Here is a 26,098-nt window from a genome sequence, read left to right on the forward strand (position 1 = left end):
CTTGACTCCATTCCGTTATTTATTGCATAATCTCCAACTCGATTTTCTCCGCCCACAGATCCATGTTTTCGGCAATAAAGGCCCAATCGAAATCTTGTGGTTTTAACGAAGTAAACAGCTCCTTGACGGACTCATTGGCTTGCTCAACCGCCTTCGTATTTGCCGGCATGGCATTGAACTCAGCCGCAAATTCCCCTTGGACTTCGCTGGATCCGAGCCATTCCACGAACCGCTCCGCCGTTGCCTGCTTCTTCGTTCCGTTCACGATCGCCGCATGCTCCACGACCATCGGTACGCCGATTTCCGGACTGACAATGCCTGCTTTCACGTTATATTGCTCTTCCTTCTGCTGCAGGGTTCCGGAGACGAGCGCTCCCAGCGGCGTTTTACCGCTGGCCAAATTGGCATAGAAGTCTTCGCCCTCGACTGCGCTGACACCGTTGTCATACAATTGCTGAATTTCATTCCAGCCCTCCTCGGATACGCCGAGATCGCCGTTCGGATCCTGGAAACGGGTCAGAATGCCCGCTACAACAAGGCGAGGCGTATTTTGTCCAAGGAGCGTAGGAGCTTCGTACTTCCCTTTATATGCATCGTTCTTATAAAGGTCCGTCCAGTCCTTTGGCGCAGTATCGGCCGTGAATTCGTTCGGGTTATAACCAAGCAGAATCGCTTGCTTCACAAGCCCATGATAGTAGCCTTCCGGATCGTTCAAGCCCTGCTCAACATCTCCGGCCCAGCTTGGTACAAACTTAGCCAGAGCGTCTTCCTTTTTCAAATTCTCATAGAGCATATTGTTCAAGCCGTATACAACGTCCGCGATCGGGTTGTTCTTCTCGGCAATCAACCGGTTCGTCAGATCGGCGCCCCCCGCTCCGACAATTTCGATGTCAAAGCCGGCACCTTTCGCTTTCTCCACCAGCCATTCGCCGCGGCCATCCGAGTTCGCATTGGTGTACACGATCAGCTTTTCATTCTGGGCTGGTTCATTTGATGACGATTCCGACGGAGCCGGTGTCCCCTCCGAAGTGCCCGTGTTAGCATTGCCGGCATTGTTGCCGCCTCCGCAAGCCGAAACAATCACACACATAATGAGAAGTAGCGCCATTGAAAGTTTTCTCATGATTTCCTTAACTCTCCTTTGATCGTGTCATTTTGTTTGGTTTAAATGTTGATGATCAACCCGTCATATGCCGGCAAAATACCGACGGGGCTGAAGATGCGGACAAAATCCTCATGTAGCAGCTTGGAATTATGGCTAAAATGTGTGACGACGATTTGGCCTTCAGGCTTCAGGATATTTTCTTTTTGGAACTCGCGCTGGGCTTCCAGCACCGTTTCCACGCACATATGATTGCGGTCGCGGGAGTTCCCCGTATATCCATGCGTGCAGTCGAGGATGGCGCAATCCAGGCTTTTGCCCTTTAACCATGCCCATGTCGCATCCGGGAACCAGCCCGAATCATGCCCGTAGAGCAGTTTTTTTCCTTCCTTTTCAATCACGTATAATAGACAGGTTTCCATCCGGTCATGATCGGCCAACAATGGCGTTACCTTTGCATCGCCCATAGCGAAGGTCTCATACGGGCGCAACAGATGAAATTGATACCTTTGTCCTTCAAAGCGACCGATGGCGGCACGCGTGTGGTGCATCACGGTACCATTCCCATAAATGTGCATCGGATGCTGGAGGCCGTGTGCAATCCCTTCCCTGCGGCATTCCAGATCAGCGGCATTGAAATGGTCCATATGCGAATGCGTGACCAACAGGTGCTCGATTGCTCCCAGATCGATATTGTCCCGCAGCGCCTGCATATAGGAATCCGGGGAATAGTCAAACTTGATGACATCGTCCAGGATGGCGGAAGTTCGTGTGCGGATATTTTTTCCCCCAAGCTCCCGCGCTTTGTTGCAATGCTCGCAGCGGCAAAATGCATTGGGGAAGCCCTCTGCGGCTGCGGTTCCTAGAAAGTGAATTTTCAAAGTCATGTCTCCTTGCCATGCAAACGATAGTGATCCATTTTACGTACAGGACTGAACGGATTGCCGTTCAACTATCGATGTTTGAATTTTAATGGTGATGGGATTCTCGTTGGAGTTGCCAACGCGCTTCATCAGCAAATCAACGGCCGATCGGGCAAGCTTCTCGGTATCTTGTCGAACCGTCGTAAGCGGTGTCGGAATATATGCCGCTAACTGGATATCGGAGAACCCGACGATGGACAGCTTTTCAGGAACCGGAATCCCCATTTGCAATGCGGTATGAATTGTCGAGATGGCGACATGGTCATCCCCGCACATGATGGCCGTCATCCGGGGGTTGTCCTGAATAAACCGCTCCTGTTCCGGATCGAGCTCATTAATGCGGCTGGTATCGCAAGTGACGCTTCGAAAATGAATGTTCTGGATCTTCACCGGAATTTTATGATCGAGCAGCGCTTGGATATAGCCTTGATACCGTTCCTTCCGGCTGGTGATATTGTCGATCGGGTTCGAAGTGTATCCGACCTCCCGGTGCCCCTTCTCGATCAAATACTTGGTCATTTGATAAGAGCCCATATAGTGGTCGTGATACACGCAATCGATCTCCACTTCATGGAAAATACGATCGATGATCACCAGCGGCAGTTTGCACAGCTTTAGTCGCAGCACCTGATCGCTGCAGGTCTTCCGCCCCTGAGGAAACAGAATGATGCCGGTGATCCCTCCTTCGGCCAGCCTTTCCAGACAAAGATCCTCATCGTCGCGGTCCTTCGTCATTTTTAAAATGAGGTCGCACCCGTGCTTTCGCACTTCAGCCTCGGCGGCGGCGATGATTCTGGAAGTGTAATCGGATAGATGAGGCATAATGAGCGCGATCTGTCCGAACGGCCTCTCCACGTTCGGTGCCGCCTCGGTGACCTGGGGTGAAGTTCCTCCATGGACCATCAATCCATCTTGCGGCTGGGCAAGGAAGGTCCCTCTGCGGGGGAGGCGGTACACCAGTCCCTGCTCTGCCAGCTTTTGAAGCGCCAGCTTGCTCGTCATTCGACTCACGCCAAATAACTTGGCAAGCTCTCCTTCGGATGGAACAGGATCATGCGGCCGCAGCCGACGACTCTGAATAATCTCGATTACCTGATCAGCCACCCGGTGATATAATTGATTCTGTTTCATCAAACGTGCATCTTTCATCAAATTATCCCTCTAATCGTTGAGTCGACTCGTATCCGCAAGGGATCTAATTTGAAGTTAATTTATGTCACTGACATATTCAATGATATATATGTAAAAGTCTCGTAAATTCTATGTTAAATCGTAAATCCGATCTCCTGAACCCCATATTACATATCAGTGATTTATTCTGGCACAGGTTAAAAAAAGCGTCCCGCAAGCCTTGAAAAAAGACTTGTGGGACGCTTTTGCTTTACATAGCCGGGTAAATCCTGCCCGGTCCAAATTTCCGATAAAAAACTAAAAGCCTTGAGTTCTCTAGGTTTTTTCTTCGTATGAAGCCTAAGGGGATCGAACCCCTGACCTCATCGCTGCCAGCGATGGAAATGTAGGCCGAATTTTACGATAGGCATACACAGTATGGGGTTAAACCGCTGCAGAATGAGCAATAGGGTCATGATCACGTTCGCCGGCTGCCTTCAAAAGGCTATATAACCCATCCTCTCCCGTTAGTTCAATGATGGTTCCTTGATTTGATTTATTACGGTCTTTGTATCTAATCCATTTCTAAGTATCAAAATGTATCCTACCCCACAAAAATGTTCCGTTCACACAAAAAAGTGCGTACTGTTCACCAATTAGTAAGGGTGATAACCTTACATACAGAACGATCGATCCATAATTGATTGAGCGACACACGGTCGTTAAACAAACATAGGTGAGGTGCTAAGAAATGAAGGAATATCAACTTATTTTGAAAGAGAAGAAAATCGTTTGGGGAGAAACCATAGATATCGAGCGGCTTATTGACAACAAACCAGTCAACTCCATCAGGCAGGGCGACAACTCGAACATGGATTGGAATTTGCCTGCAGGCATATATCGAGCCAAAGAGATTGTTATCGAACTCGATAAAATGCTTGAGGCCATGCTGGTTCAGCTGGGCGAACCAGTGAATAGCGATCCGACAGTACTCTTAGATAGCCTATTAGCCAATTTGGCGATTTCCGGACGCTTGTCTTCTTTGCCCTTAAAATCATTGGAACTTGAAGATCATGCCGGTATAGAGATTAGATCTCAAGCGGTACGTATCGGAGAACAATTGGTAAGCTGGGCCAGAGAGATCAATGCTGAGAAAAGGACATTGGCTGAGTATGGGTCAGAAACGCTTAGTGAACTGGAATTTCGAAGCCACTGGATTTTGAAATTTGTGTGGCAAAATCGCAAGGCATCGCCGAAATGTAAGTGCGGTGATGTCTTGCGCTTCCGAATGTACTTGAGCAATCAATATTGTAATCAAAAAGATACAGTAGCGTTGCTGCAGCAACGCTATTTTTGTTCATTGCCATGAAGTGACCGTGTGATGCAGCCATATTATATGGTTGCCCTTCACAAATGAACATTGCTGTTGATAATCAACCATATGTTCATTATAAAGAACAAGGAGTAGTGGATCATGAAGATGCTGACACAAAAAATGATGTGGCTGGGCATGGTGCTCGTCCTGATCGTGTTGACCGTATTCGGGTTAGCGATGATGGGATCGGTGCTTGGATCGAAGCCAAAGGAGGTCCCGGCGGCCCTCGTTATCCTTGACCAGCCGACGGAGCTGCCGACTGGAGAAACGTTTGCGGTAGGGGAAATGATCCGGGAAAAGTTGCTGTCGAGCCCGGCAATGCCGTTTGTCTGGCATGTCGTGGATTCCGAGGAAAAGGCTCGGGATGGACTGGATAAACGCGAATATTACGGAGCGATGGTGATTCCTGCGAATCTGAGCAGCGGTTTACTCTCGTTAGCGACTCACTCGCCGATTCACCCTAATGTGAGAATCATCTCCAACGAGGGTATGAACACCCAAGCCTCGATGGTCGTAAGACAGGCAATGGGGCAAGCGATGAACATGATCAATGGGGAACTGTTGCAGCAGCTGCTTGGGCAGATCGGACAGCAAACGGGACAAATTCCCATTGAGACGGCTAAAGCTTTAATGACACCGGTGAACGTTCAAGAGGAAGTCGTGCATCCACCGGGAGTGAATAATGCGGCGGGAAATGCGCCGGGCTTGTTTACCCAGATTATATGGATCGGCAGCATGGTGACCGGAGTCGTCTTGCTCCTGGCTAGCCAGAAGGCGGTCGCCGCGGGTTCAAGGAGATGGACAGTCAGCGCGCTGCAAGCTATCGGGGGGCTTGCGATCGTCGGCATAGCCTCATGCTTCACCATATGGATGGCTTCGTCGTGGTACGGCATGGAACTGGCGAACGCGGGGGAGACGTGGTTGTTCTTATGGTTGGCTGGATCGGCGTTCTTCTTGTTGCAATCTTCCTTGCTGAATTGGATCGGATTCCGTGCAATACCGCTGCTCGTACTGCTGATGTTCTTCTCGGTGCCGCTCCTGAACATGGCTCCGGAGTTCTTGTCGCAGACGACGCAAGATTGGATCTATTCGTGGACGCCACTGCGCTTCGCGGCAGGAGGGCTACGGGAAGTCATGTACTTCGGCGGACTGGACGCCGCTCACTCAAACGCCTTGATTTTGTGGGGCGTCGCCGGTGGATTTTTGGTCTTGCTGCTCTCTTCCGGATTTAAGGCAAATCGAGCGACAGATGCCGCTCCTACTTCTGTTACAGGCGATACAATAAAGTAAGAACAATCAACGATGCGTTGTACTTCCTTTTTTTACGCTCATGTAATAATTAAATTTTCTGGGAAGTATTAAAAAATTATAAAAAACAAAAAAACCCTTGAATATCAAGGGTTTTCTTATTATGGAGCCTAGGGGGATCGAACCCCTGACCTCATCGCTGCCAGCGATGCGCTCTCCCGTCGTGGTTACTTTCACAGCCCCATAAACCTTCATTACACAGGGCCAGTGAATATATTGTATTCCTAAATTCAACGAAAAGGGTAGAGGGTATTTAATGTTTCTTCTTTCTTAGTTAAATAATGTTCAGCCCACTCAACCCCAGTACGTATAACCTCTTCCAATTGACTATTATTGTATTCAAAGCCCTTAACATGACTATAGCTTACCTCGTAATCCCCCTGCATCCATGTATCACCCTTACCCTCCTCGCGAAGCCACACACTTACAAATCTATTTATTGCACAGATATGAGCTTCATCTATCTGACCTGCTGGTTCGGATTTTTCGATAACTATAAACCTTGATATAGAAGCGTATGCAAGCATTTTCTCTTCATTTGTAATGACCCCGATCTCAGGTTGCTGCTTGATAAGTATTGGAGAATAATCAAGGGCACTTAGGTATTCACAAATCTTCTGTAGCCTAGACCATGCCTCTGGAGTATTATCCTTACCCAGTACCAGAACCATTCTTTTTTTACAATATTCCAGCCATTCTGAAAAAGAACTGTGTTCAATATTGCCAGCATTGGAATCAAAACAATGTTTTGAAATCGCAACAAGTTGCTCGGTTTCTAAAGGCTCCTTAAAGCCAAAGTCGGAAAAAACACTATATAATCTTGGACGACTATATGCAGGAGACTGAAGAAATATAAACAATTTATCGAATAACGATCTATGGACAAGTGACTCAACAAAAGCGGAAGCTAATTGCTGCTTAGTCATACCTTTTCCAACATAGTCATCTTTATCAATATCCACTAATCGCCCCAACGAATAAATTTCCTCTTCTGTGAAAGACTGCTTTAAATAATTGATTAAGCGCTGTTGGTTTGCGAAATCACTTTCAAAAAGTAAATTCAAAGAGTTTCCCTTCATCACCATTGTTGCTTAGCTCCAATCTAATATATGGATCTTTTTCAAGCTCTTCAGGCATTAATATGGTAGTAATTATATACTGAAATTCTGGGTCGCTTTCATTCTCGTAAAAGGGTTTCTCTAATATATCTGTCACATAAGTAAAAATCCTATTGTAGACAATCGGATCAACATCTCTTATGTTCGGTGAGTCGTGTACCAATAGTCTAGGATGGGGTGTGTTTTGCTTAATTGCAAGTTTAAGCAAAGCAAGATCAAATGCAATAACTGCTAAAGTAATCGCGGCCGCGCCAGTATCTTTTCCTTCGCTAGACAAAAGGTATCTAATTTCCGCTTGAAAATTCCCCGCACGTTCACTCAAGTTAAAAGAACCAACCCGATTCGCAAAATACAAATATGAGACTGCCTCGTGATAATAAGTTTTCAAGCCCTCCAGACTGTCTTTCATCTTTTGCTGAATTTGAATTTTCTCTGCCTTCATACTCCTTAGATGATCTTTCGCAACACCATGCTTCCGTTTGTATTCCTCATGATCCTTATAAAAGTCCAAATCCTGCTGAAGCCCAATTTGTTTCCCGAGAAGATTTTGTCGCTTATTTTCAAGCTCGTTAATTGAAGTTAATATATCCGACACATCAATGGTGAGTTCAGCATTGATTACTTCGATCCCTTCATCTATCCTCCGTAATTGTGATCTAATATCAATTAATTTCCTTGTCATATCCTCAATAGATCGGATCAAATCTTGTTTCTCATTTGAAAGGATTTTTTTCATAATTTCAATAGTATCGGTATTGTCGTTATCCTTCTCGTCGTCCACAGATAGTTCATCAGTGACTGGCTTTAAACAAACAGGGCACTTTTCATACTTAAGAGAACCCAGAATATCATGAGCATGATAAGCAATATTTATTTGCTCTTTTTCTGTGTCTATTTCATTCAGGGTTGCTTGAAAGCTATTGATACGCCACTGAACCGCTTGTACTTCTTTAGTCAGTGCTTGTCTTTGTCTCAGCAAGAGTTCTTTTTGTTCTATGCGTTCATCTGATCTTTCCTGTAACGTAATAAGTTTTTTCTTTAAAATCTCTGACTCCTGTTCATTTTCACTTATCTCCTGTTCTACTGACGTCAGCTCCGAACGAATAAGTTCTTCTGTATGATTGACTTTATAGTCAACGTATTTTTTGATAATATCAAGGGCTTTCTTTGCTTCTTTCTCCAATTCCTCAGCTTGAACAACTTTATTATCCACACTTAACGTTTCGGAGGTGGCTTGTCCAGTAAGGAATTGCAATAGTTTCCTCTTTACTCCGGCATTCACATAATAGTTTCCAGCCTTATCGATAGACTCAAATCCACCGACTTGCTCTCTGACTATTATTTGCATCACATCTCTATAGGAAACAAACTTGCTACCTTCAAAGATGTTTAACCCATTAAACAAATTCCCTTCCAAAAAAACCTTATAATCATCCAAAGGACAGGGTTTACTTGATAATTGTTCACCCATTAATAGTTGATCAGTAACCCAACCTTTATACAGCTGCAAGATGTCGCCGTCTACTAAATTTCGCTCAATAGTATATTCCTCACCGTTAAGTCTCAATTCCAACAAAAGATCATGAGACTTTAATACTGATCGACCATACTTCTTATCTTTTGGTAAAAAAGTAGTTTTCCCAAGCCCATAATCTAATAGATGTACAAATGTGGTCTTCCCTACACTATTCCGTATCCCAGGCCGTTCTCTTTCTTCTGTTTGCTCAGTCGTGCTAATATCGTCTGTCAGAACTGCTCGTATAATATTTAAGCCCGCTCGAAACGTAACATCTGCTTTACCTATTGGTGGATTTACTGCAATCCTGTTGATGTAAAAAGGATTCGCCATTGTTCTTCACCCACAATTTCATTTATTTGCTCATCTAATTCATTGATATTAGAATTCAACACAATCATGCCGGCATAAGTTGCTTTATGGTCTAAATACTTAAACAAGTCATTATGTACAGGGATTTCCACATATTCGATTTGAACCACATGTTCATCCTCAAATGAGATTAGATCTTTAGCGTACAATTCTTTAATACCCCTGATGAAACGTTCATCATATTTTCTATTTATGTACGGAGACAAGAACATGTCCAAGTTACCAAACTCCCATTCACGAATTTCAGCTAAAAACCGATCTCTCATTTCACCTGTAAGTAACCTTGATAGAACTTTTGTAAACCGTATGAGATAACAAGCTCTAGCTAACTGATTCAGCGTGCTTCTGGGCATATACCTCAACAACATAAGAATTACAAATGCATTATACAAACTGCTATCTTCGATATCATAGAAAGCAAGTTCTTGATTAACATTTCTTTTTGTCGTCATGCCGCACCTTCAATCATTAAAAATATAACAATCATATGCTGTATCAAAGATAACTCCTGTAAGATGATCCAAACTCTCATCAAATTTCTCTCTAATAGTGGGTGGTAATTGTTCATATAGATGTTCTAATAAGCGTTCAAGGCGATAATCTGCATTATATTGATGTGCCGGATACTCACTACAGATACGGAAGTATAGGTACATTACCTTCTTTTTTAGTTTATTGTATTGCGAATAACCTAACTTTTTCGCAATGCGTTGCAGTACAGAGATTTCTGTCCTACTCCTCATGGCAAGTTCTTGCTTATCTTTTGAGAACTTCGCCCTATTTTCAATCTTGTCCTTAAAATCAGTCATGTCGGCAGTGTCAATATCCGCTGTGAATTTATCTAATTCTTCCTCACTCATACTCCCTAGGGCATCTAGTAGTGCAGTAAACATATTTCCAAATTGAGTTGCCAAATCAATGTCTAACGGTTTTACAGCGGAAGAATACCTTTCAATAGGACTATCAAGTATTACTGTTCTAAACACAGGTAATAACTTATCTGTTAGCCCTAGTTGTGCTGCTCTGTCAACAACTGAACTTATAGCTTGTATGGTGGTTGCATGACGAGAATATACATCATTTGGTTGCTCACCAATAACTGCTCGACAGACTTTTTCTATTTGATCATATGAAGGCTTCATTTGATGAACAGAATCGATAATTCTTTGTTTTTCTGGTTCACTTGGTAACAACATTGCCATCATAGACACCTACTTCCTTTAGTGCAAATGTAATGGTCTCTATGTATGACTTCGACAACCTCCTACATTTTTCCTCCCTTCAAAATACCAACATCGATTGGTAAATACTAAATTAAATGACCCACGCCCGAATCAAGGCATGGGTCTTTCACATAAAAAGCACAATATTCGTAAATGTCATAGTTTGAGCTCATTTATCAGCTACAGCGTTATGCGTCAACACTTTGCCATACTGCGCGGCATCCGGCAAGCTTACCCCTTTAGCCTCGGCTCGACCCATCGCATCAATGAACTGGCTGATACGGAGTTTGAATGTTACCTCAACCCGATCGCTGAAGACACGAATACCGCCGATGATCGTGCTAAGCATCATCTTCTTTTTTTCAAAGGTCGTTGCTTCGAATACTTCCCGCCACTTCGGGATATACTGCTGGAGCGTCTCCATTTCGATCCTTTCCACCTTCTTCGCTGCAAGTTCCTGTTCCATATTATCGCGCATTGCTCGGAGGTCTACGATTTCCAGTTCTTTTTTCTTGATAAGACCACTGAGCATATCCCGGTCAAAGGTGCTCTCTCCCATGATTACCTTGAGGACTTCTTCCTGGTATTTATTGAGTTCCAGTTCGGCTCTCGACAACTGCTGCTTTGTCTTGGTCAGCGCCTTGACTTCATCAGCCGAATTTCTACTTTTCAAATTCTCAATTTCGCTGGTCAAGTCGACTGTGAGAAGTTGATCCAAGTAGCTGTACACCTCATCCAAAACAATGCCTTCGATAATCTTTTGTGAATGTAAGGTTCGTCCGCTACATTCTACCTTCTGCTGCGCCTTGCCGGAACAACGATACTTCCATGATTTATATGCTTTTTCTTCTCCTGTCTTCTTACTAACAACAATCTTCTTATTGGGTGTTGCCGTCAGCGGGCTACCACAAGTCCCACATTCGATCATGCCGACAAAAAGCAAGGAACCTTTAGTCGATCTCATAATCAACTTACGACCATTCTTCTTGGTTTTTTTCGGACTACGCTCTTCCCGCATTTTTTTCACCCGTCCCCACTGATCCTCGTCCACAATGACCAGTTCCGAGATTTGCTCCTTGGACAGAACCTCCTTTTCAGTACCCTGCGCATAGACGTAATAGCCTTTATACATCGGATTGCTCAGCATTTTGTTCACCATAGCCGATGCCCACGTACCCCCACGCTTGGTTTTTATACGCATTCCATTTAAAAACTTCGCTAATCGGAGTTGACCATAGCCTTCTTGATCGGCCAGTTCAAACACCTGTTTGACTACAGCAGCCTCTTCAGGATCAATGACCACTTTCAACATTTCCTTGCCCTTTTTATTAAATATTCCAGATCTCTCCGTCCGATATCCGAACGGAACCGAGCCGCCTCGATATTCTCCATCCTTTACCATTTGCGAATGTTTTTCATTGACCCGGATAGAAGTGTTGACACTTTCTGTATTGGCTTGCCAGAACGTGAGGTACGTAACCAACTTATCCATCTGGCCTTCCATTTTTTGTTGACCTTCTACCACCGACCACATTTCAACTCCTTGCTTTACAAACCACTGAAGCACAAAGGGGGTCTCGTCATCTAACCGACCTAGACGATCAAACTTGAACACCAGCAAGACATCAAATAAACCTTTTTCTGCATCTCGCTTCACATCTTGGAGCACATCTCGTTTGGACTCTGAAAGCTTGAAACCTGAAACACCCGCTTCTTTGTACTCTTTTACAAACTCCCAGCAGGGCTGTCTCTCAATATATTCCATACACGACTTCCGTTGACTCGGAATATCTTCCTGCGATTCATCGAGATTCGCCCCAAACGCTTGATCCACCTGTTTTTTGGTGGATACTCGCAACAACGTAGCTACACGCTTTACATTTCCTTGGGCTGGAATAACCATTTTTACCTGCCATCCTTTCGATGTAAGTTTTTGTCAACTTCATAGCGTGTTGTGTTTCTTACCATCTTCCTGCGCCTTGTGCAAGTAAAAAGTCATAACTTACCCCTCACCCAACGATCTAAAGAGCGTTGGGGGACTGTTGGTGGATATACTCAATTTTCAGGAGTCGCAGCAGTTCTGTTTCCGCATGGACATCGTCCGAGAACTTAATGACGATCCACCTTTCGTATTCCTTGTTTAACCGCCTTAGACCGACAAGCTGCCCGTTTTCCAAAACTTTCTCGTAGACTTGACCACCTACCGCCAGCGTCGCCTCATCACCAACATGCAAACTCATGTACATCGCACCTCTCATCGGATTCGCGCACCAAGCGTGCTGCGTAGCCGATATAAAGAGCGTCTAGTGAAATATCCGAAAAAGCATCTCAACTCGTATGGAAATAAAAAAAGTTTTGCGGAGATAAATCAGCAGAACGAGCGATTTAAGCCATAAACGTTACCAAGTTTGCGTAGAACCGGACTTCAGATGAAAAAATTTCGCACCTAAGCCTCCAATCGCCGCTAACCACTCGAGGTGGCGTTCCTTAACCTTCAAAATTATAGAACTCGCCAAAACCTAAATGATCTGCTCGGAAGAAGTGGAGCGATTGTCGAACGGTGAGGGGCGATCTTGGAGTAATGTGTGGAAATGAGAGCGGCAAGAAACTTCGCCAAAAAGAAAGGAAGCTCCGCCTGTTACAGCGAAGCTCCCAAACGGTGGCTGTTGATCGATTTTCCCTATTAAGTTTCAGCAGAAATTGTTTCGGTTGTCTCGCGGCGCTTCTTAAGCTCCCGGTACAACACCGATTTAGTGACCTCGCAGATTTGGCATATTTCAGATATGGAATGAGACTTCGCCTCGTACAGACGAATCGCCTTCCCCAGTTTCCGGTTATCGGTCTGCGGTCGTCCACCTACACGGCCTCGCTGCTTAGCGCTCTGCAGTCCTTCACGAATTCGCTCCCGCAGGTTCTCCCGTTCGAACTCGGCAAGCGCTGCGAGGATCGCCACGACCAGTCTGCCCGTTACTGTACTCATGTCGATGCTTTCTTTGCAGCTGACAAAATTGATGTTCCTATTCTGAAAATCCGTCAAAAGAGTCAACAGATCATGCGAGGATCGAGACAATCGGCTAAGTGATTCCACGACCACTGTATCGCCGGGTCGAAGCTGCCGGAGCAATTGTTGGAAGTTTTCGCGCTTGAGGTACGCGCTGCGGTCGCCCGTCATGACGTCCATGAAGATGTCTTCTTCCGCAAGCAAAAACCTTGCCTTCAACATGTCGTATTGCCGATCTGGGTTCTGCTCCGTGGTGCTTACCCGGACATAGCCGAATGTCTTTCCGCCGCTGTTCTCCATTTCTAAATAACCTCCCTAACCGTGATGCTGAATATAGATCAGCCTCGGGAGTCGGAAAGCTGTGATCAGAAAGTTGATGCTAATTCGTGCCGACATCATCGTTTTTGGGAAGAAGGGCTGGGTATCGAATTGGGAAAGCAATTGGGACTGAAAAACGAGGATTTCCCGTCTCAGGCAGCCTCGAAAAGCAACTGTGCTTTCAAGCCACCAAATTTATAGTTTTTGAGACAGTATGGCGATGACCGCAGAGTGTCCCGAAAAGGTCATGCACAGCGACGGGGGCTAACATTAACAAATGCGGCTGTACCCCTTCGGCAAGAGCGAAATACCGCCGCGCAAGCCGGATATGAGCCGGGATACTGAAAGTTATCGCTGTTGTAGCGTAAAGTTAACTTCGGAAGATTAACACCGATTATTATCAATCCTTTTCGATCCGGGACGAATCCCGCTCCAAAACGAAGGAAGGTTATTGGTACCCCTGCGGCAACAGAAAGCCCTGCCTCGATTGAAGCAGGGAGGGAAGCCAGATACCCCTTTAATGCGGGGTACCGATATGGACAACCTTGTGCAACGGGAGGGGAGTCAGTTGTCCAGAATATAGATCGGGCAAGTATATAACCCCCAAATCCATTCTGCCTCGGTGCCAGTTTTCCGGGGAGATCGACCGCATCACTTGACCTCTATCAAACTTGGCTTGGAGAACCGCCGGGTTCAAGCTGGTCAGGACTTTCTCAATTTTCCTCGACTTCCGGTAAGAGACGACCACTCCCTTATTCTCCTGCAGGCAACGCAACAATCTATCTCCGAAAAGATATAGGAATGCATACGGGAACAACTTGTTTGCTGCCGGGATGGTTTTCTCGTCCAAGCGATATCCTGCCTCGCCCGTTTGGAGCTGCAACACGTTGAAGCGGCGGCTTTCGATCTCCGCAACGGTGGGATAGACGTCCTGCAGGCGATGCGTGAAACCCATTTGCTCCGATTTACTTTCTAAATCCGGGAAGACTCTCGAAAGCGCTAGACCGGATTTGCTTACCCAGTGCAACTTGCCGTCTACCTCGGCTACGCAGATGGAACTGCAGAGCCAATATTGTTTCAGCAACGTATTGGGGGATGCAAGGCTATGACCTGACATGCCGTCTTCCTGCTTCAAGATGTGCAACTGCATTTTCGATGCCCCATCCGTCGGAATGCATTGTAACGGAGACAGCACATTTACTTTACCCCAGATTTCAATGTTTTGAGCAATCGATGAAACATGCTTGGAAAACGGGGTTACTACCTGGCCTTGCGGAGTTACCGATTTACTTGCCCTATAATCGTAACGGGAATCGACTGCCATGATGTTCATCTCCTTCATTATTAATAGTTCCAGATCGCCCATGACGGGGAGGGCTGCGATAGAGCCAGCCTCTACCCCACAGGGGCTGCAAGTCCTTACCGTGACGGAAGAATTAACGCTGGATGACGAGCCGAGTCGATTACCCATCCCGACCCGCCAGCTACCGTCCGGGAATTCAGTCTTGTTCCTCCGCTGACGGTTCACCCGGATGACCCCAACCATACGGTCTGTTGGCTTCTCCTAAGCGTTGTGTTAATCGGAACCGATCCGGCATATCGCTCGGGTCATCCGAATGAAGGATACCGAGAATATGATTGACCTTTTCACGATCAACCCCTATCGGCGTATTCTTCATATGCGCCAGCGATACCGAAGCCACATAGTTGAATTCAGCCGCGCACTCCTCCAATGCATACGACCCTTTACACGGCTGAAAATAGGCGTACAGTTCAACGGGCAATTGCCGATTCGGTGAAAACCCTAGCGCCCTCATGCTCTGTAAAGCACTCTGCGCATCGCCGCTCAAGTAGTGGAATAGCGCATCGGAAAAATTGCCGCGCAGGGTATTGTCTACCCGAAAAATCATTGCTTCCACTTGCCGCTTCTCCAAATTCAGCAGATTGGCGATCTCGACGATCTCCTTGCCGTCCAGCACTTCGGCTAGCACTGCAGGATGAACTCTCTTTTCCCACCAATCGATGCTGCCGAGAACATAAGCCTTCATTAACATAAGCGCTTCGATCTGTGTGGGAGTACGCGGTGACAGACCGAAATTCAGGTGATGAGCGAATCCTAGAATCGTGCTCGGCTTCTTCATGAATAAGTTCCTCCTCGTCTATCAGCTTTAAATTTGATTGCAATCTAATATAGTTCTGCCTCTATAAAAAACGATCACAGTTCGCAAACGGTATAAATTAATTGCGGCTAACTTACCTTTTCCGGGTGAACAAACCGACTCCAATTATCCATAAAAGAAATCAGCCCTCGACATTCCAGTCGGGGGCTAAAGGCATTTGTCTTGTGAAATCGACCGATGTGGTCAATGCAGTCACACTATTGAAGGATTGCTGCAGGTAAGCCGCTTTATTCCAAGACAGGAGAAGCTTGCCCCCAGTAAACGACCGATTACCCCACACGCTACAAGCGGCTGCCGAGAGAACCGACTCCCAAAGGTTCCGGTTGCTTGACCCTCTCTATTCACGATTGAATTGGCTTTCTCCCAAATAATCAACCTTGCCATCCAGCGAGGTTCCCTTTACTCGCCTAACGGAAGTCTGCAGCGAATTGGATTCCTCCTGTTTAAACGGCAAAAGTAAGCTGCCGTGGCATTGCTCTGACTCGGGAATGGCGAAGTGCCAGCTTGTTTGGGCATGATCATCATTGGTTTTTGTAACATTCTGACGCTGAGTTTGTAACTTTTTCTGGATTTATGACCGTTACGCGCTGTTTGTGATTTTTCATTTTTCGTATATGTGGCGGGAAAAACTTACTCTCCTCAACCTCGCACGAAGTGTAAGTGCGGGAATGTAATTATTTTACATTTTAATGAGAGGGAGAAATGAAATGGAGAATCACAATGAAGAGAATTTCACCGCTGCCGCTCGCCACGCATTGAGTACCCGTGCTTCACGTCAAGCCAAATGGAATGAACTCTGGGACATCATCGTGTTCTGGGGGAAGCACCCCACCCACGGTATGAGCTACGCTGTCCGGCTCCAGTCCAAACTCAACGACGGAACATGTTTCCGCACGTATCTTATCGACGAACTGAGCAATGAAAAAAACTGGGATCGTATCAGGAATGAACTCAATGTCATCGGTGTGATGGAAGTGGAGGATCTGCTGCAGACGCTTGAACGGGTCAAGCAGAAGCGAATAGAAGATGATGTCACCAATATTGCCCATTTATATGAAGTCATCAAACCGGATTCTGAATACGTCGACCGCCAAAGAATGTATGAGTCGGTTTGCAAGAGTGTATTGGCAAATCTAGATCTCTATGCCTTGTCGGAGACGGATGACTATACCACAGCGAATCCCGGCATCATCTTGAATTCGGAAGAACACACTCGTCAATATGGACGGGATGTAGTCGCCATCGCCCCAGAGACGCTGATCGATATTCTCGGTGTGAAGCAAGATTCGCAAAACAAAAAGCTGAAAGGCGTTGCCCGCTCATGGAAAGAATTAGGACACTTGATTTGGCTCGATCAAGAATCTGAAGGTCGATTGAAACCATACATTCGTCTTAGTCCCCAAAAGGGGAGTAAGTACGACCGCTTTTATCTCTTGCGGATTGATGGCTTGTTTGACAGGTTGAAGAAGTCGGCGGCTACGGGAGAAACCATGCAATGAAAAAGCCCATTAAACGCAAATTGTATCCCGGTCGGAAACACGCCGAATCCGTGATCCCTCGTATAGGTGGGAAGCAAAAACTAATCAAGATCATTGTCCCCATTATCAAGTTTGCGCTTCGCGAATATCAGTTAAATCAGTATCACGAACTATTCGGGGGTAGCGGCAAGATATTACTTAGCCTACCCCCTACTGGCTTGAGCAACCGGGTCTTCAACGAAATCGATTCCGGGATAGCGGCGCTCTTCCACTGCCTCTCTGAATATGATTTATTACTTGACTTGATGACGATACTTAAACAATTAGGAGCAGGAGAAGACGTGTTTTACTGGGCGATAGACATGCGGGAAAACGGGTTTAATGATGATGGGTATGACTTGTTCGCCGCTGCGGCGTGTGCCTTCATCGTTGCTACGCACAGTTGGGGGGCTGCTTTTAAGAATCTTGACTATAAGAAGGTTCGCTACCCCTCTTGGTCAAAAAATTATAGGAAACGAGTTGACAATTTGCACAAGTTCTATATGTCAACAAAGGGACTGACTGTGACCAACCGAGATGCAATTCAAGTGCTGGAAGAGCCGCGAGATTGGAAGGGTTGCTTTATCTACCTAGACCCCCCGTACCCGCCCTGTGTGACTATTGGTGAGGGTCACTATGAAGTGAATATGCCGGACGCCAAACATGTACGGATGGTTGACCGATTGCTTGCCATACGCCAAGCCAAGATCGCGCTGAGCGGGTACGACAATCCCATTTACGAGCGCCTGGTCGAGAACGGCTGGTCGAAACTCTATTTGAAAACAGTTTCTACCTTGGATTCAGGCAACGAAGCAGATGAGTATCTCTGGATCAATTTTGAGATTCCGGATGAACTGGTTGACAGGATTTGTGGGACTGAACCCGATCCACAATAAGCCGGATGGAACGCCGCTCTCGCCCAGTAGGGAGCGGCGTTCTCCATGACTTAGATTCCTTTCAGATCGGGTTTCTTCATCGGTGTACGACTGCTGCTATGCACCTTGCCGTTAAACCGGAACAAACTGTACTTCGGAATGAAGGTGATCGGCAACGACGTTTCCGATTCTCCCATTCGCTCTTTGAGGTTATACAACTCCATATGCTGTTCTGATTGGCGGCTTTCCTTTGCCTCATTATAATCATCCCGATGAACCAGAATAACATTTGAGGTGTACTCGATTAAGCCACTTTCCTTCAAACAATTCAAGCGCAACGCCCCCGGATATTTATCCCGCGATACGCTGGAGATCGCAATAACCGTTAATCCTGCGCCATCGATCCGGCTCTTTAACATACGAAGCACCGAATCGACCTGCTCCCGCTCGTTTCCCTTGCCGTCCAGCAACACATTTTGCAAATAATCGATAATGATTACAGGAGGACGATCATGGAACGAACTGGCTTCAAATAAAGAGATGTAGAAATCGATGGACTTCTCTAGCGCAGACAGGCTCCGCGCTTCTAACCCCGTCTCCAAGATTAGAGATCTGGTCTGTGAGAAATAAGAAGCCCCTGCTTTCTTAAACTCATCATTCCGCTGGAGATCTTCCTGACCCCTTAGGATCTCCTTAGCTGTCCAGCCTCCTTTGCCTTTTGAGACCTCATGCGATACCCCACTCAGCATTTTGGCGATTAATTCTTCTTCGGGCATATCATTGCAATAATAAATGACTCCTGCACCTTGACTACTGAGCGACCGAGCCAATTGAAGCGTCAGCGTCGATTTGCCCCTTCTAGGAGGAGCCGCGATAACCGTCATGCCTCTACTGATTCCTCCATCCAGAAAGACATCCAGATTGGGAATACCTGTGGGGATCGTATAGCTGCCCTTACCCCACAGCCGATCAAACAGCGTTCGATGAGGGATTGTCGCCCCTTCCGCTCGCATGGATAAGAAACTATCGGCAATTGCAGGGATCTCGCTGGGCAATACGGCGGCATCGTGCAACAACGTAAGAAAGTCTGCGACCGGGAGTTCATACGCTGCCGGATACAACTCCGGTTTGCCGTTGACCAATGTACCAAATACGATTCCATTTAAAAGCAATTCCTTCATCTCGCTCATCGCAAATCCTCCCGGTATCCTGTTATTCGTGGGGGCATGGGCAAAGCGATGCCCCTGCCTCGCAACCCCTTAAGGCTTCTCCACCAAAGCCGTGATTGCCGCTATTGTCCGACCGACACTCTCGACCATTGCCTCGCCTACATCCTTTGAACCATTTAAAAAGGACTGCGGAAGATGTTTCGGAGCCTGATAGTCGTATCGGCTGGACGATACTCCACATTTTTGCAACTTTTCGGCCAGAAGCAACGAAGCCTCTTGGCCAGCCCGATCATTGTCCAGCAACAAAACGAGATGAAGACCCACCGGGAGACGCTGACGATACAAGACGTTCATCAACGGATTTGCCGCCGCCCCATTCAAGGCAATGGCAGGGAACCCGTACTGCTCCAACAAGATGGCATCGAGCGCCGATTCAACGACGACGACTACCCCTTTGGCCGATAGGCGACCTTCATTAAAGAGGGTAATTTGCTGACCCCGTTTGTTCAAAGAAGCCGGATGCGCCTCTGAACCGGAGATCAGCTTTTTGCGAACCGCATACTCGCCAGCGCAGGGAACGATGACATACTTCGATGTTGCTCCGTTGGCCTCCAAATCCCATGCCTTCAAGCCAAATCGCAACATACTATCTTCGTTCACCCCTCGCTCGTTCAGCGCGGCTACGACCGCCCGATCCGCCAGAACGGGGCGATACCCCTTGTACGGCTGGGCAGAAAGGGGCTTCCCTTCCTGTTCAACGAACAGACGCTCGACTTTATTTAACACGTGAGGGAACTTCGGCAAGTCGAAAAGTAACGTAACGATGTTGAAGATATCCCATGCTTTCCCGTTACCGCAGCTGTGGCAGTAAAAGTTCCCATACTCGTTGAAAACCATCGAAGGATTGTGATCATCATGGGCGAAACAATGCAGTTTTCTGGAATAGTCACAGCCGCATCGATTCAATACCTCTTTAATATGGCTGCGAAGCTTGTCTTTCCGCTCTTTGGAACTTAGCGGTTGATAATCTCCGCGAGGGATACGGGGAAACGCTTCTGCCCCGGCATCCTGGGACTCTAACAACAAAAGTAAGGTGTTGAACCATTCGGCCTTTTCGTTCAAACTCATTTCTTCTCACCTCCTTTCCCGAGACTTTTGGGATGTTTGCGCCAGAGCGTCACGACCGCATCCAGATGTTTGACCGATGGGCGCTCGGGCAGTTGAATGAGCAGGTCGGGATAGCGACGCGGCAATTCCGAGTGATCCCCGATGATTTCAGCTGCTGTCGTGATCGTCTCGCGCAGTTTGCGGTTACGGAAAGAGATAGTCTTCGACTCGTCGGCAAGCGCCGCGCCAAGCGCCGGAATACACTGCGTCAACGAACGGATGGAAATTTGACTTTTCATCTGCCCCGACGATTCCAGCAACCGCGCAAACTCTAACGAGACGAGCGCGGCGAGCTTGTTGCGGTGCAGGAGGACGGCTCGATGCATGGTGGTAACTCGATACCGCATCGGCTCTTCTACATCCTCTGGGCTACAAATGGACAGCAAAGCGTTCAAGGCGTGATGGAAATATTCGCTCGTCAAGCGCAAACGGTCGCCGGGAAGATGCTCGACCTTTAAGAGCGGGAATACCCCTCTGCCATAGACCCAGCCGACTACTGACTCGTACTTATTTAAAACCTCTTGAAGTCGATAGGCATTGCCGCCTTCCTTGCGACCTAAGAAATCCCATAATTCCTTCCAGCGGCAATCCATAAATGTTCGATTACGAATGTCGCCTCTATAATAGAAGAAAGAGAACATTCCGTAGACGAGGATGGCATCAGGAATCGAACCACCTTGCATCAATAACTCCCGTAGGGACTCGTCTTTGAGTGGAACCCCATCCCTATACAAACCGCCATCTCGACAGACGTACCCCTCGCCTAGAGGCGGCAGGAGGATGGCCTGACAACCTATCTCCGTCTTATCCATTCGCAACATATCCCTGAACTTGGGATAGGAAGGAATGAAGAGCGGCATGTAATTTTGGTGCTCGTTTCGAACATCCATGTACCTCAACTCCTCTGATTAATTTGGACTGCTGACTGAAGCCGTTTAACTATCCTTGTAACCACAGTCCGGTCATCATCTCGAGAAAGGAAACTGTTGTTGCGAATACCGTCAACACGTTCCAGCGCCCCCGGTGATGATTACAGCCCAACCTACCTCTCCTTTGCCCTACCATTCGCCAACTCGAAAACGTTGGTACATATTGCGAAAACTTTTTGTAAGTCGTTCAAAGCAAGGCTGAATGCACGTTACCGGCTAGGGAAACGGGGCAGCACCGCCGAGCGACTAAGCCAACCTAATATACAGTCGAGGTAGCGAGCGGCAGTTCGAGAACGAACCGATTTATTCGGCAAACCCTGTTCCAAACGGGGAAATGGCTGTCTAATGCGGAGCAAGGCCGTTCCATATGCAAAAAAGCCGCTTCTGTAGGGGCGGCGTTGTCCCAAACGATGGCGGCAATTCGGCAAATCATTTCAGGGAGTCCTCTTTTATGGGGCAAAGGCGCAGAAACGGTGGGCTGTTTTGTACAGACGGGCTCCACAAATACAATAAAAGGAAAAGTGGCTCCTATCGGAACTCAGGATGGGGATGGATCGGAGGTGAATTTGAGGTGGCTAGAATAGGTATGGAGGGTGGCTGAAATGGTAGTATATGGAACGAAACACTCGGAGTCATCGTTAGCCCTGATACTCCAAGGCCAGCCAAAACCGAGAGCGGTACCCCTTTGGAATCTGGATGACGGATACCGATGGAGCCTGGCTTTTCCCACAGAAATCGGCGTTTATCGGGGCGGCGGTATACGGAAAAAGGACTGTTAAGGAACGGGGACGAGGATACCCATTGCGGACGAACGGAAATAGTCGGGAAATTAGCGCTGCATCCGGGAAGCCCGAAGGCGCGCTCTACCCCTCTAGCCGCATAAAGAGCAAGGCGACCGTCAATCACCGACCGCGCCGCGCTACTCCGGCAAACGAAAAGGCGAAACGGCGGGGAAACCTCGCTTTCGGCAGTACCGCTTGGGGCAAGTCGGGAAAGGATCGCTCTGATAGCGCGGCGGGAACGACGATTCGCGGCGAACATACCGGAATCGGCGCGGAAAAGCGGCGGGGAGCAGAATTTCGGTGGTTTAGGTGTTATAAGGTATTCGGATATTGGTTGTTGTATTGATTGTTATTAAAGAATTTGATTTAAAGACTTGTAATCTTTAAAGCCTTTAAACCTTATAATTAAAAACCTTATTAAATGGGGATTTGTAATTGTTGTTTTATGGGTATTTAAAGGGGCTGCCGAAGGCAAGACCCTGCTTAAGCATTTATATTGAGGTTTATTGAGCCGCCCCGAAACTCCCGAAATCCCAGAAGTAGCAAGGGTTTGCGGCACTTTCAACGTGCAGGCTCCCGCTAACAATATGCACCTTCCCGCAACATTTACATTTCCTTCCTCTTTTGCCGACGAATTTGCCCGCCGTACACTAAAAACATACCGCCGACACACAAACCCCCGGCCACCCCCCGATGCAAGCTCCCACAGCCCCTTGTGGCGGCGAGAGTAGGCAACGCCGGGCAAGCCGCCTCCCCCGGAACGAACGCAACGAATATACGGAGTATTACGGAGCATCCACTTACCGGAAGTTGTCAGACGAAACTACCTTCCTTACATATAGACCCTGCCCCGAGACTAAACCCCCGGCTTACTCCAGATGCAGGCTCCCACAGCCCATTGTGGCCGCGAGAGAAGGCAGGACGAGGAAGGCGCAACCTCCACTAATAGATGCAAACACACTCCGCAAGCCACTTCTTATAGGCGGGGCGGCTTTGCATGATTTGGACGAATTGACGGATGTCGGTGACGAGGATTGCTCCTGCGGCAATGGCTCGTCTTCGGGCTGAAGCGGTGGTTAAGTCGTAGTGCGGGTGTTGCGGTGGGGAGTTGTCTTGGAACCATTCACGCTTGAAACCTAGCTTGTTGATGGCAAAGTCGTGTAGTTCTTCGATGTCTCCATCGTCCATTAGGTGAGTACCGTCGGTATAGATTGCCATTTGAGACTCCTTTCCGCTAACCCAAAGAGCTCTTGAATAGTGATGCCCCTAACAAACACAAGGCAAGAACTAAGCCTATAATAAGAGGGGTTGGGTTGAACTTGGAGTTGCTCTCCGAAGTCGGGGCGGGTGTCGGATCTTCGATGTCCGGCAGAGCTTGACCGCAGTGAGGGCAGAACAGGGCGTTTTCGTCTACTCGTTCGCAGGAACGGCAGGGGCTTGGGTTGGACATTCGGGTTTCTCCTCCCAGAGAGGTTACTTTCGTCTGACTGCAATATTTAACTTCACCGCTAGGAGACGATGTTTATAAACATTAGTGTCCCTGTGACGCACAAGGAAAGAAAAAGGAATGCCAAGGAAGCGATTCTTTTGGCTTTAGGCTTCTCGGTGACCCTGAACTTAGGTGAATGTTGATTTGACATGGAATTCATCTCCTTATTGAACTATTTGAAAGCAAATAATGTTGGTGGTACAAGAGTTTGGGTTTATCTTGTTGCGTCCTCCCTGCAAAGATAAGCATCAGTACGTGTTAGAAATTACTTCCCGCTTCTTATGGGGAAAGGAAAAGAACTCTTGCGTGGAGACACAAGAGTTCTTTCGGGGTGGTTAGATTAGTTTGGAGCTACGAGCCAGTAACCGCCTGTGACGGTTTTGAGATGGGATTGGGCGTCGGTTCCTACTGGCTTGCCGAGCTTCGTCCATTGACTGTCCATCTTTAGGATGGTGTAGGCGTGATCCTTGGCGGCTACGATTGCGGTGTTGAAGCCAGCTAGGTCGTACACCAATGATTCGGCTTGAGATAAGGAGTCGCAGTCGACTTTGCCGAGAACCATAGCATCGTAGGCGCTGTCGACACCTTTTGTGTCCTTCAAGCCGTCTGATCCAGTTTGGAAGAACTGTCCGAGGGCTTTCTTTGCCTTGTAATCCTTAACTATGGTTTCCTTGGAGATTCCGGCGTCGAGTAAAGGGGAAAGTTGCTTCTCATACCCCCGTAACTCTAGGTCGTAAGTGGTTTTTACAGTAGTGGCACGTTTCCCGTCGAAGAAGTCTTTCATAGCCTGCGGGATCTCTAAGTTCTCGGCTTTAGCGAGAGCTTCCTTGGCGAGTTTTACCACTTCGTTGTACTCCTTCTGGGACTTTACCCCGTAGAGACGACCCTCTGTTTGGGATGCGTCGATGCCGTTGACGATGTGGCTCGAGCCGCCTGTCGGTGGAGCCGTTGGGTTGGTCGGGTTGGTTGGGTTGGTTACCCCGGTTCCCGGATTGGTGACGCTGCCCTTGGCGCTTGTGATGATAGCGGTGTAGGTTGGGGCGTCCCATTCGACTTTCGACCCAAGAGCCTCGGCTACGAAGCGTAGTGGTACCATCGTCGAGCCGTTCAGGATTAAGGCTTCCTTGGCTAGGGCGACCTTTTGACCGTTGACGTGGGCGTATTTGTTGCCGATGGTAAGGACGATGGTGGTGCTGTCCTTGGTTGCGGTGACGGTGCGGGTGGCGTTGTCCCACTTGATCGTTGCGCCGAGGGCTTCGAATACCCCACGCATAGGAACCATCGTCGAACCGTCCATGACAACTGCGGATTGGTCGAAGTTCTGGAGTTTGCCGTCGATTATGACCTTTGCTTGGCGGTATTCGGATTGCTGAACAGTCGCTGCCGAAACACTTTCCGCCGCTAATACAGTTGCCCCAGTGAATGAACTCACTACTATTGCTAGGCTTAGTGCTGCGCTTACTGACCGCATATTCCTAATCATTTTACAACACCTCTTTGTTCGGTAGTTTTCGAGTATGTATAAAATATTTTTGTTCAATTACATACAAATATTCCCTATTTGTTGAATACTATATCTGTGCATAATGTTAGCTCCTTTCATACTGAATGTAAAGTATAAAAGGAGCTATTCGCATGCGTTCTGACTCTATTCTCAATCCCCAGCAACTGATCAAAAGCGCTATTGCTAAAACTGTTCAGGGGCTTCGCAATCAGAAAAAACTGACTCAAGAAGATTTAGCTGGCTTATGTAATGTTGATCGTTCTTATATTTCGATGATCGAAGTCGGCAGGAATGAACCCTCTGTTACAAAGATTTTCGAACTTTGTGAAGGCTTAGGAATCTCGGTTGCTTCTTTTTTTCAGATCGTTGAAAGAGAAGTCCGGAATTTGAAGAATGAATTACCCCCTGACAAATAGTATGGCTACTCTTGATTAGCAATACTTCCCCTGTAAACTTCCGATAGCTTCAGACCATCTCTAATGCCGATCCAATATAAGTACTGATGCTCCAGTGAAGTCCTTGCATTGATTGCCCCTTCATACTCCAGCAACAGCGGATACAATTCAGGCGGTATTGTTTCTTGCAACTTACCCTGTAGGCTGATCTGCTGGAGTCTAGCCACACTAACTTCCGACAATTGATTAATCGCTCGAATATGCTCATGAAATCGAGTTTCGAAGGATGGCTTAGCCCAATCTACTATGTGATATTTCTCTTCATTCCGATTCTTCATCTTGCCACCTGCAATTCTACCGCATGTCTTAGGTTGGCGATTATGGAGTCGCGCTCAGCTCGAATAGCTTCGATTTCCTTGCCAATTTCGGCGCGGCGCTCGGGAGAAGTCTGGCGGCGACCGTGTTGGACGGCCAGCTTCAAGTGACGCTGTGTGAGGGAGAGTAGGTGTTGCTCGGTGGCGGGGTCGATGTCGAGTTGATAAAAACGGATGGGTTTCATGGGGATGCCTCCTTGGAAGTTTGTTGTATGTTAGCTTCCTGTTGGCATTATTACAAGGTATTCTCATTGTTTTAGTTTTATTTATTTGTCACATAAAATAGCCAGGTCATCTGCAATACCCCGGATGGGGGGGGTACTCGGACGATCTGGCTTGAAAGGGTTTACT

At 47.3% G+C, this 26,098-nt stretch carries 24 protein-coding genes; 5 read left to right on the top strand and 19 right to left on the bottom strand.

Annotated features, from left to right (window positions below; all coding sequences use genetic code 11):
* Window positions 1–19: 19 nt before the first annotated feature.
* The 3 genes from AC3RCL_RS24045 to AC3RCL_RS24055 are packed head-to-tail and all read right to left on the bottom strand — an operon-like array spanning window position 20 to window position 3,174.
* The gene (locus tag AC3RCL_RS24045; protein ID WP_192570874.1) at window positions 20–1,123 is read right to left on the bottom strand and encodes an extracellular solute-binding protein; all 1,104 of its coding nucleotides are present in this window, start codon (window positions 1,121–1,123) and stop codon (window positions 20–22) included.
* A 41-nt stretch (window positions 1,124–1,164) separates the two neighbouring features.
* Complete coding sequence (locus AC3RCL_RS24050) at window positions 1,165–1,983, bottom strand: MBL fold metallo-hydrolase (RefSeq protein WP_192570873.1); 819 nt, start codon at window positions 1,981–1,983, stop codon at window positions 1,165–1,167.
* Between the two features lie 39 nt (window positions 1,984–2,022).
* A complete protein-coding gene (locus AC3RCL_RS24055; RefSeq protein ID WP_096776245.1) occupies window positions 2,023–3,174 on the bottom strand; it encodes a GntR family transcriptional regulator in 1,152 nt (383 codons plus the stop codon).
* Window positions 3,175–3,886: 712 nt separating this feature from the next.
* Between AC3RCL_RS24055 and AC3RCL_RS24060 the strand changes: the two genes are divergently transcribed.
* On the top strand, window positions 3,887–4,504 hold the full coding sequence (locus AC3RCL_RS24060) for a hypothetical protein (RefSeq protein ID WP_492532440.1): 618 nt from the start codon (window positions 3,887–3,889) through the stop codon (window positions 4,502–4,504).
* 105 nt (window positions 4,505–4,609) lie between these two features.
* Complete coding sequence (locus tag AC3RCL_RS24065; RefSeq protein WP_492532442.1) at window positions 4,610–5,800, top strand: YhgE/Pip domain-containing protein; 1,191 nt, start codon at window positions 4,610–4,612, stop codon at window positions 5,798–5,800.
* Between the two features lie 248 nt (window positions 5,801–6,048).
* Here the strand turns inward: AC3RCL_RS24065 and AC3RCL_RS24070 are convergent, their stop codons facing one another.
* From AC3RCL_RS24070 to AC3RCL_RS24110, 9 genes are all read right to left on the bottom strand, one after another.
* On the bottom strand, window positions 6,049–6,903 hold the full coding sequence (locus tag AC3RCL_RS24070) for a hypothetical protein (protein ID WP_492532444.1): 855 nt from the start codon (window positions 6,901–6,903) through the stop codon (window positions 6,049–6,051).
* Window positions 6,866–8,785: a DUF2326 domain-containing protein gene (locus AC3RCL_RS24075; protein WP_492532446.1), complete on the bottom strand. Its 1,920-nt coding sequence runs from the start codon at window positions 8,783–8,785 to the stop codon at window positions 6,866–6,868. Before AC3RCL_RS24075 ends, AC3RCL_RS24070 begins: the two co-directional genes overlap by 38 nt.
* Entirely contained in the window at window positions 8,749–9,276 is a 528-nt protein-coding gene (locus AC3RCL_RS24080; protein WP_492532448.1) for a hypothetical protein, read from the bottom strand. The genes AC3RCL_RS24075 and AC3RCL_RS24080 overlap by 37 nt, the downstream gene beginning before the upstream one ends.
* A 9-nt stretch (window positions 9,277–9,285) precedes the next feature.
* Complete coding sequence (locus tag AC3RCL_RS24085; RefSeq protein ID WP_492532450.1) at window positions 9,286–10,029, bottom strand: hypothetical protein; 744 nt, start codon at window positions 10,027–10,029, stop codon at window positions 9,286–9,288.
* A 187-nt stretch (window positions 10,030–10,216) separates the two neighbouring features.
* On the bottom strand, window positions 10,217–11,950 hold the full coding sequence (locus AC3RCL_RS24090) for a recombinase family protein (RefSeq protein ID WP_492532452.1): 1,734 nt from the start codon (window positions 11,948–11,950) through the stop codon (window positions 10,217–10,219).
* Between the two features lie 118 nt (window positions 11,951–12,068).
* On the bottom strand, window positions 12,069–12,287 hold the full coding sequence (locus AC3RCL_RS24095) for a hypothetical protein (RefSeq protein WP_492532454.1): 219 nt from the start codon (window positions 12,285–12,287) through the stop codon (window positions 12,069–12,071).
* Window positions 12,288–12,730: 443 nt separating this feature from the next.
* Window positions 12,731–13,348, bottom strand: coding sequence for a recombinase family protein (locus AC3RCL_RS24100; protein ID WP_492532456.1), 618 nt, complete (start codon window positions 13,346–13,348; stop codon window positions 12,731–12,733).
* A 535-nt stretch (window positions 13,349–13,883) separates the two neighbouring features.
* A complete protein-coding gene (locus AC3RCL_RS24105; RefSeq protein ID WP_492532458.1) occupies window positions 13,884–14,690 on the bottom strand; it encodes a hypothetical protein in 807 nt (268 codons plus the stop codon).
* Between the two features lie 175 nt (window positions 14,691–14,865).
* Window positions 14,866–15,507, bottom strand: coding sequence for a hypothetical protein (locus AC3RCL_RS24110; RefSeq protein WP_492532460.1), 642 nt, complete (start codon window positions 15,505–15,507; stop codon window positions 14,866–14,868).
* 746 nt (window positions 15,508–16,253) lie between these two features.
* Between AC3RCL_RS24110 and AC3RCL_RS24115 the strand changes: the two genes are divergently transcribed.
* Together AC3RCL_RS24115 and AC3RCL_RS24120 are read left to right on the top strand one after the other, a co-directional pair.
* Window positions 16,254–17,045, top strand: coding sequence for a hypothetical protein (locus tag AC3RCL_RS24115; RefSeq protein ID WP_492532462.1), 792 nt, complete (start codon window positions 16,254–16,256; stop codon window positions 17,043–17,045).
* Window positions 17,042–17,959 carry a DNA adenine methylase gene (locus AC3RCL_RS24120; RefSeq protein ID WP_492532464.1) on the top strand — a complete coding sequence of 306 codons (918 nt, stop codon included), beginning with the start codon at window positions 17,042–17,044 and terminating at the stop codon, window positions 17,957–17,959. Before AC3RCL_RS24115 ends, AC3RCL_RS24120 begins: the two co-directional genes overlap by 4 nt.
* Before the next feature lie 50 nt (window positions 17,960–18,009).
* On the opposite strand, the gene AC3RCL_RS24125 is transcribed toward AC3RCL_RS24120, so the two are convergent.
* The 5 genes from AC3RCL_RS24125 to AC3RCL_RS24145 form a co-directional block, all read right to left on the bottom strand.
* Window positions 18,010–19,128 (bottom strand): DnaB-like helicase C-terminal domain-containing protein, encoded by a 1,119-nt coding sequence (locus tag AC3RCL_RS24125; protein WP_492532466.1) that lies wholly within the window; start codon window positions 19,126–19,128, stop codon window positions 18,010–18,012.
* A gap of 69 nt (window positions 19,129–19,197) precedes the next feature.
* Window positions 19,198–20,235: a toprim domain-containing protein gene (locus tag AC3RCL_RS24130; protein ID WP_492532468.1), complete on the bottom strand. Its 1,038-nt coding sequence runs from the start codon at window positions 20,233–20,235 to the stop codon at window positions 19,198–19,200.
* Window positions 20,232–21,164 carry a hypothetical protein gene (locus AC3RCL_RS24135; protein WP_492532470.1) on the bottom strand — a complete coding sequence of 311 codons (933 nt, stop codon included), beginning with the start codon at window positions 21,162–21,164 and terminating at the stop codon, window positions 20,232–20,234. Before AC3RCL_RS24135 ends, AC3RCL_RS24130 begins: the two co-directional genes overlap by 4 nt.
* Window positions 21,165–22,927: 1,763 nt before the next feature.
* Entirely contained in the window at window positions 22,928–23,203 is a 276-nt protein-coding gene (locus tag AC3RCL_RS24140; RefSeq protein ID WP_492532472.1) for a DUF4031 domain-containing protein, read from the bottom strand.
* A 611-nt stretch (window positions 23,204–23,814) separates the two neighbouring features.
* Complete coding sequence (locus AC3RCL_RS24145; RefSeq protein ID WP_492532474.1) at window positions 23,815–24,957, bottom strand: copper amine oxidase N-terminal domain-containing protein; 1,143 nt, start codon at window positions 24,955–24,957, stop codon at window positions 23,815–23,817.
* Between the two features lie 152 nt (window positions 24,958–25,109).
* On the opposite strand from AC3RCL_RS24145, the gene AC3RCL_RS24150 reads away from it, so the two are divergent.
* The gene (locus AC3RCL_RS24150) at window positions 25,110–25,394 is read left to right on the top strand and encodes a helix-turn-helix domain-containing protein (protein ID WP_492532476.1); all 285 of its coding nucleotides are present in this window, start codon (window positions 25,110–25,112) and stop codon (window positions 25,392–25,394) included.
* A 5-nt stretch (window positions 25,395–25,399) separates the two neighbouring features.
* Here the strand turns inward: AC3RCL_RS24150 and AC3RCL_RS24155 are convergent, their stop codons facing one another.
* Window positions 25,400–25,711, bottom strand: a complete 312-nt coding sequence (locus tag AC3RCL_RS24155) for a hypothetical protein (RefSeq protein WP_492532478.1) — start codon at window positions 25,709–25,711, stop codon at window positions 25,400–25,402.
* Complete coding sequence (locus tag AC3RCL_RS24160; protein WP_492532480.1) at window positions 25,708–25,932, bottom strand: hypothetical protein; 225 nt, start codon at window positions 25,930–25,932, stop codon at window positions 25,708–25,710. The genes AC3RCL_RS24155 and AC3RCL_RS24160 overlap by 4 nt, the downstream gene beginning before the upstream one ends.
* Window positions 25,933–26,098: the final 166 nt, after the last annotated feature.

Source organism: Paenibacillus sp. MT86 (assembly GCF_058792535.1).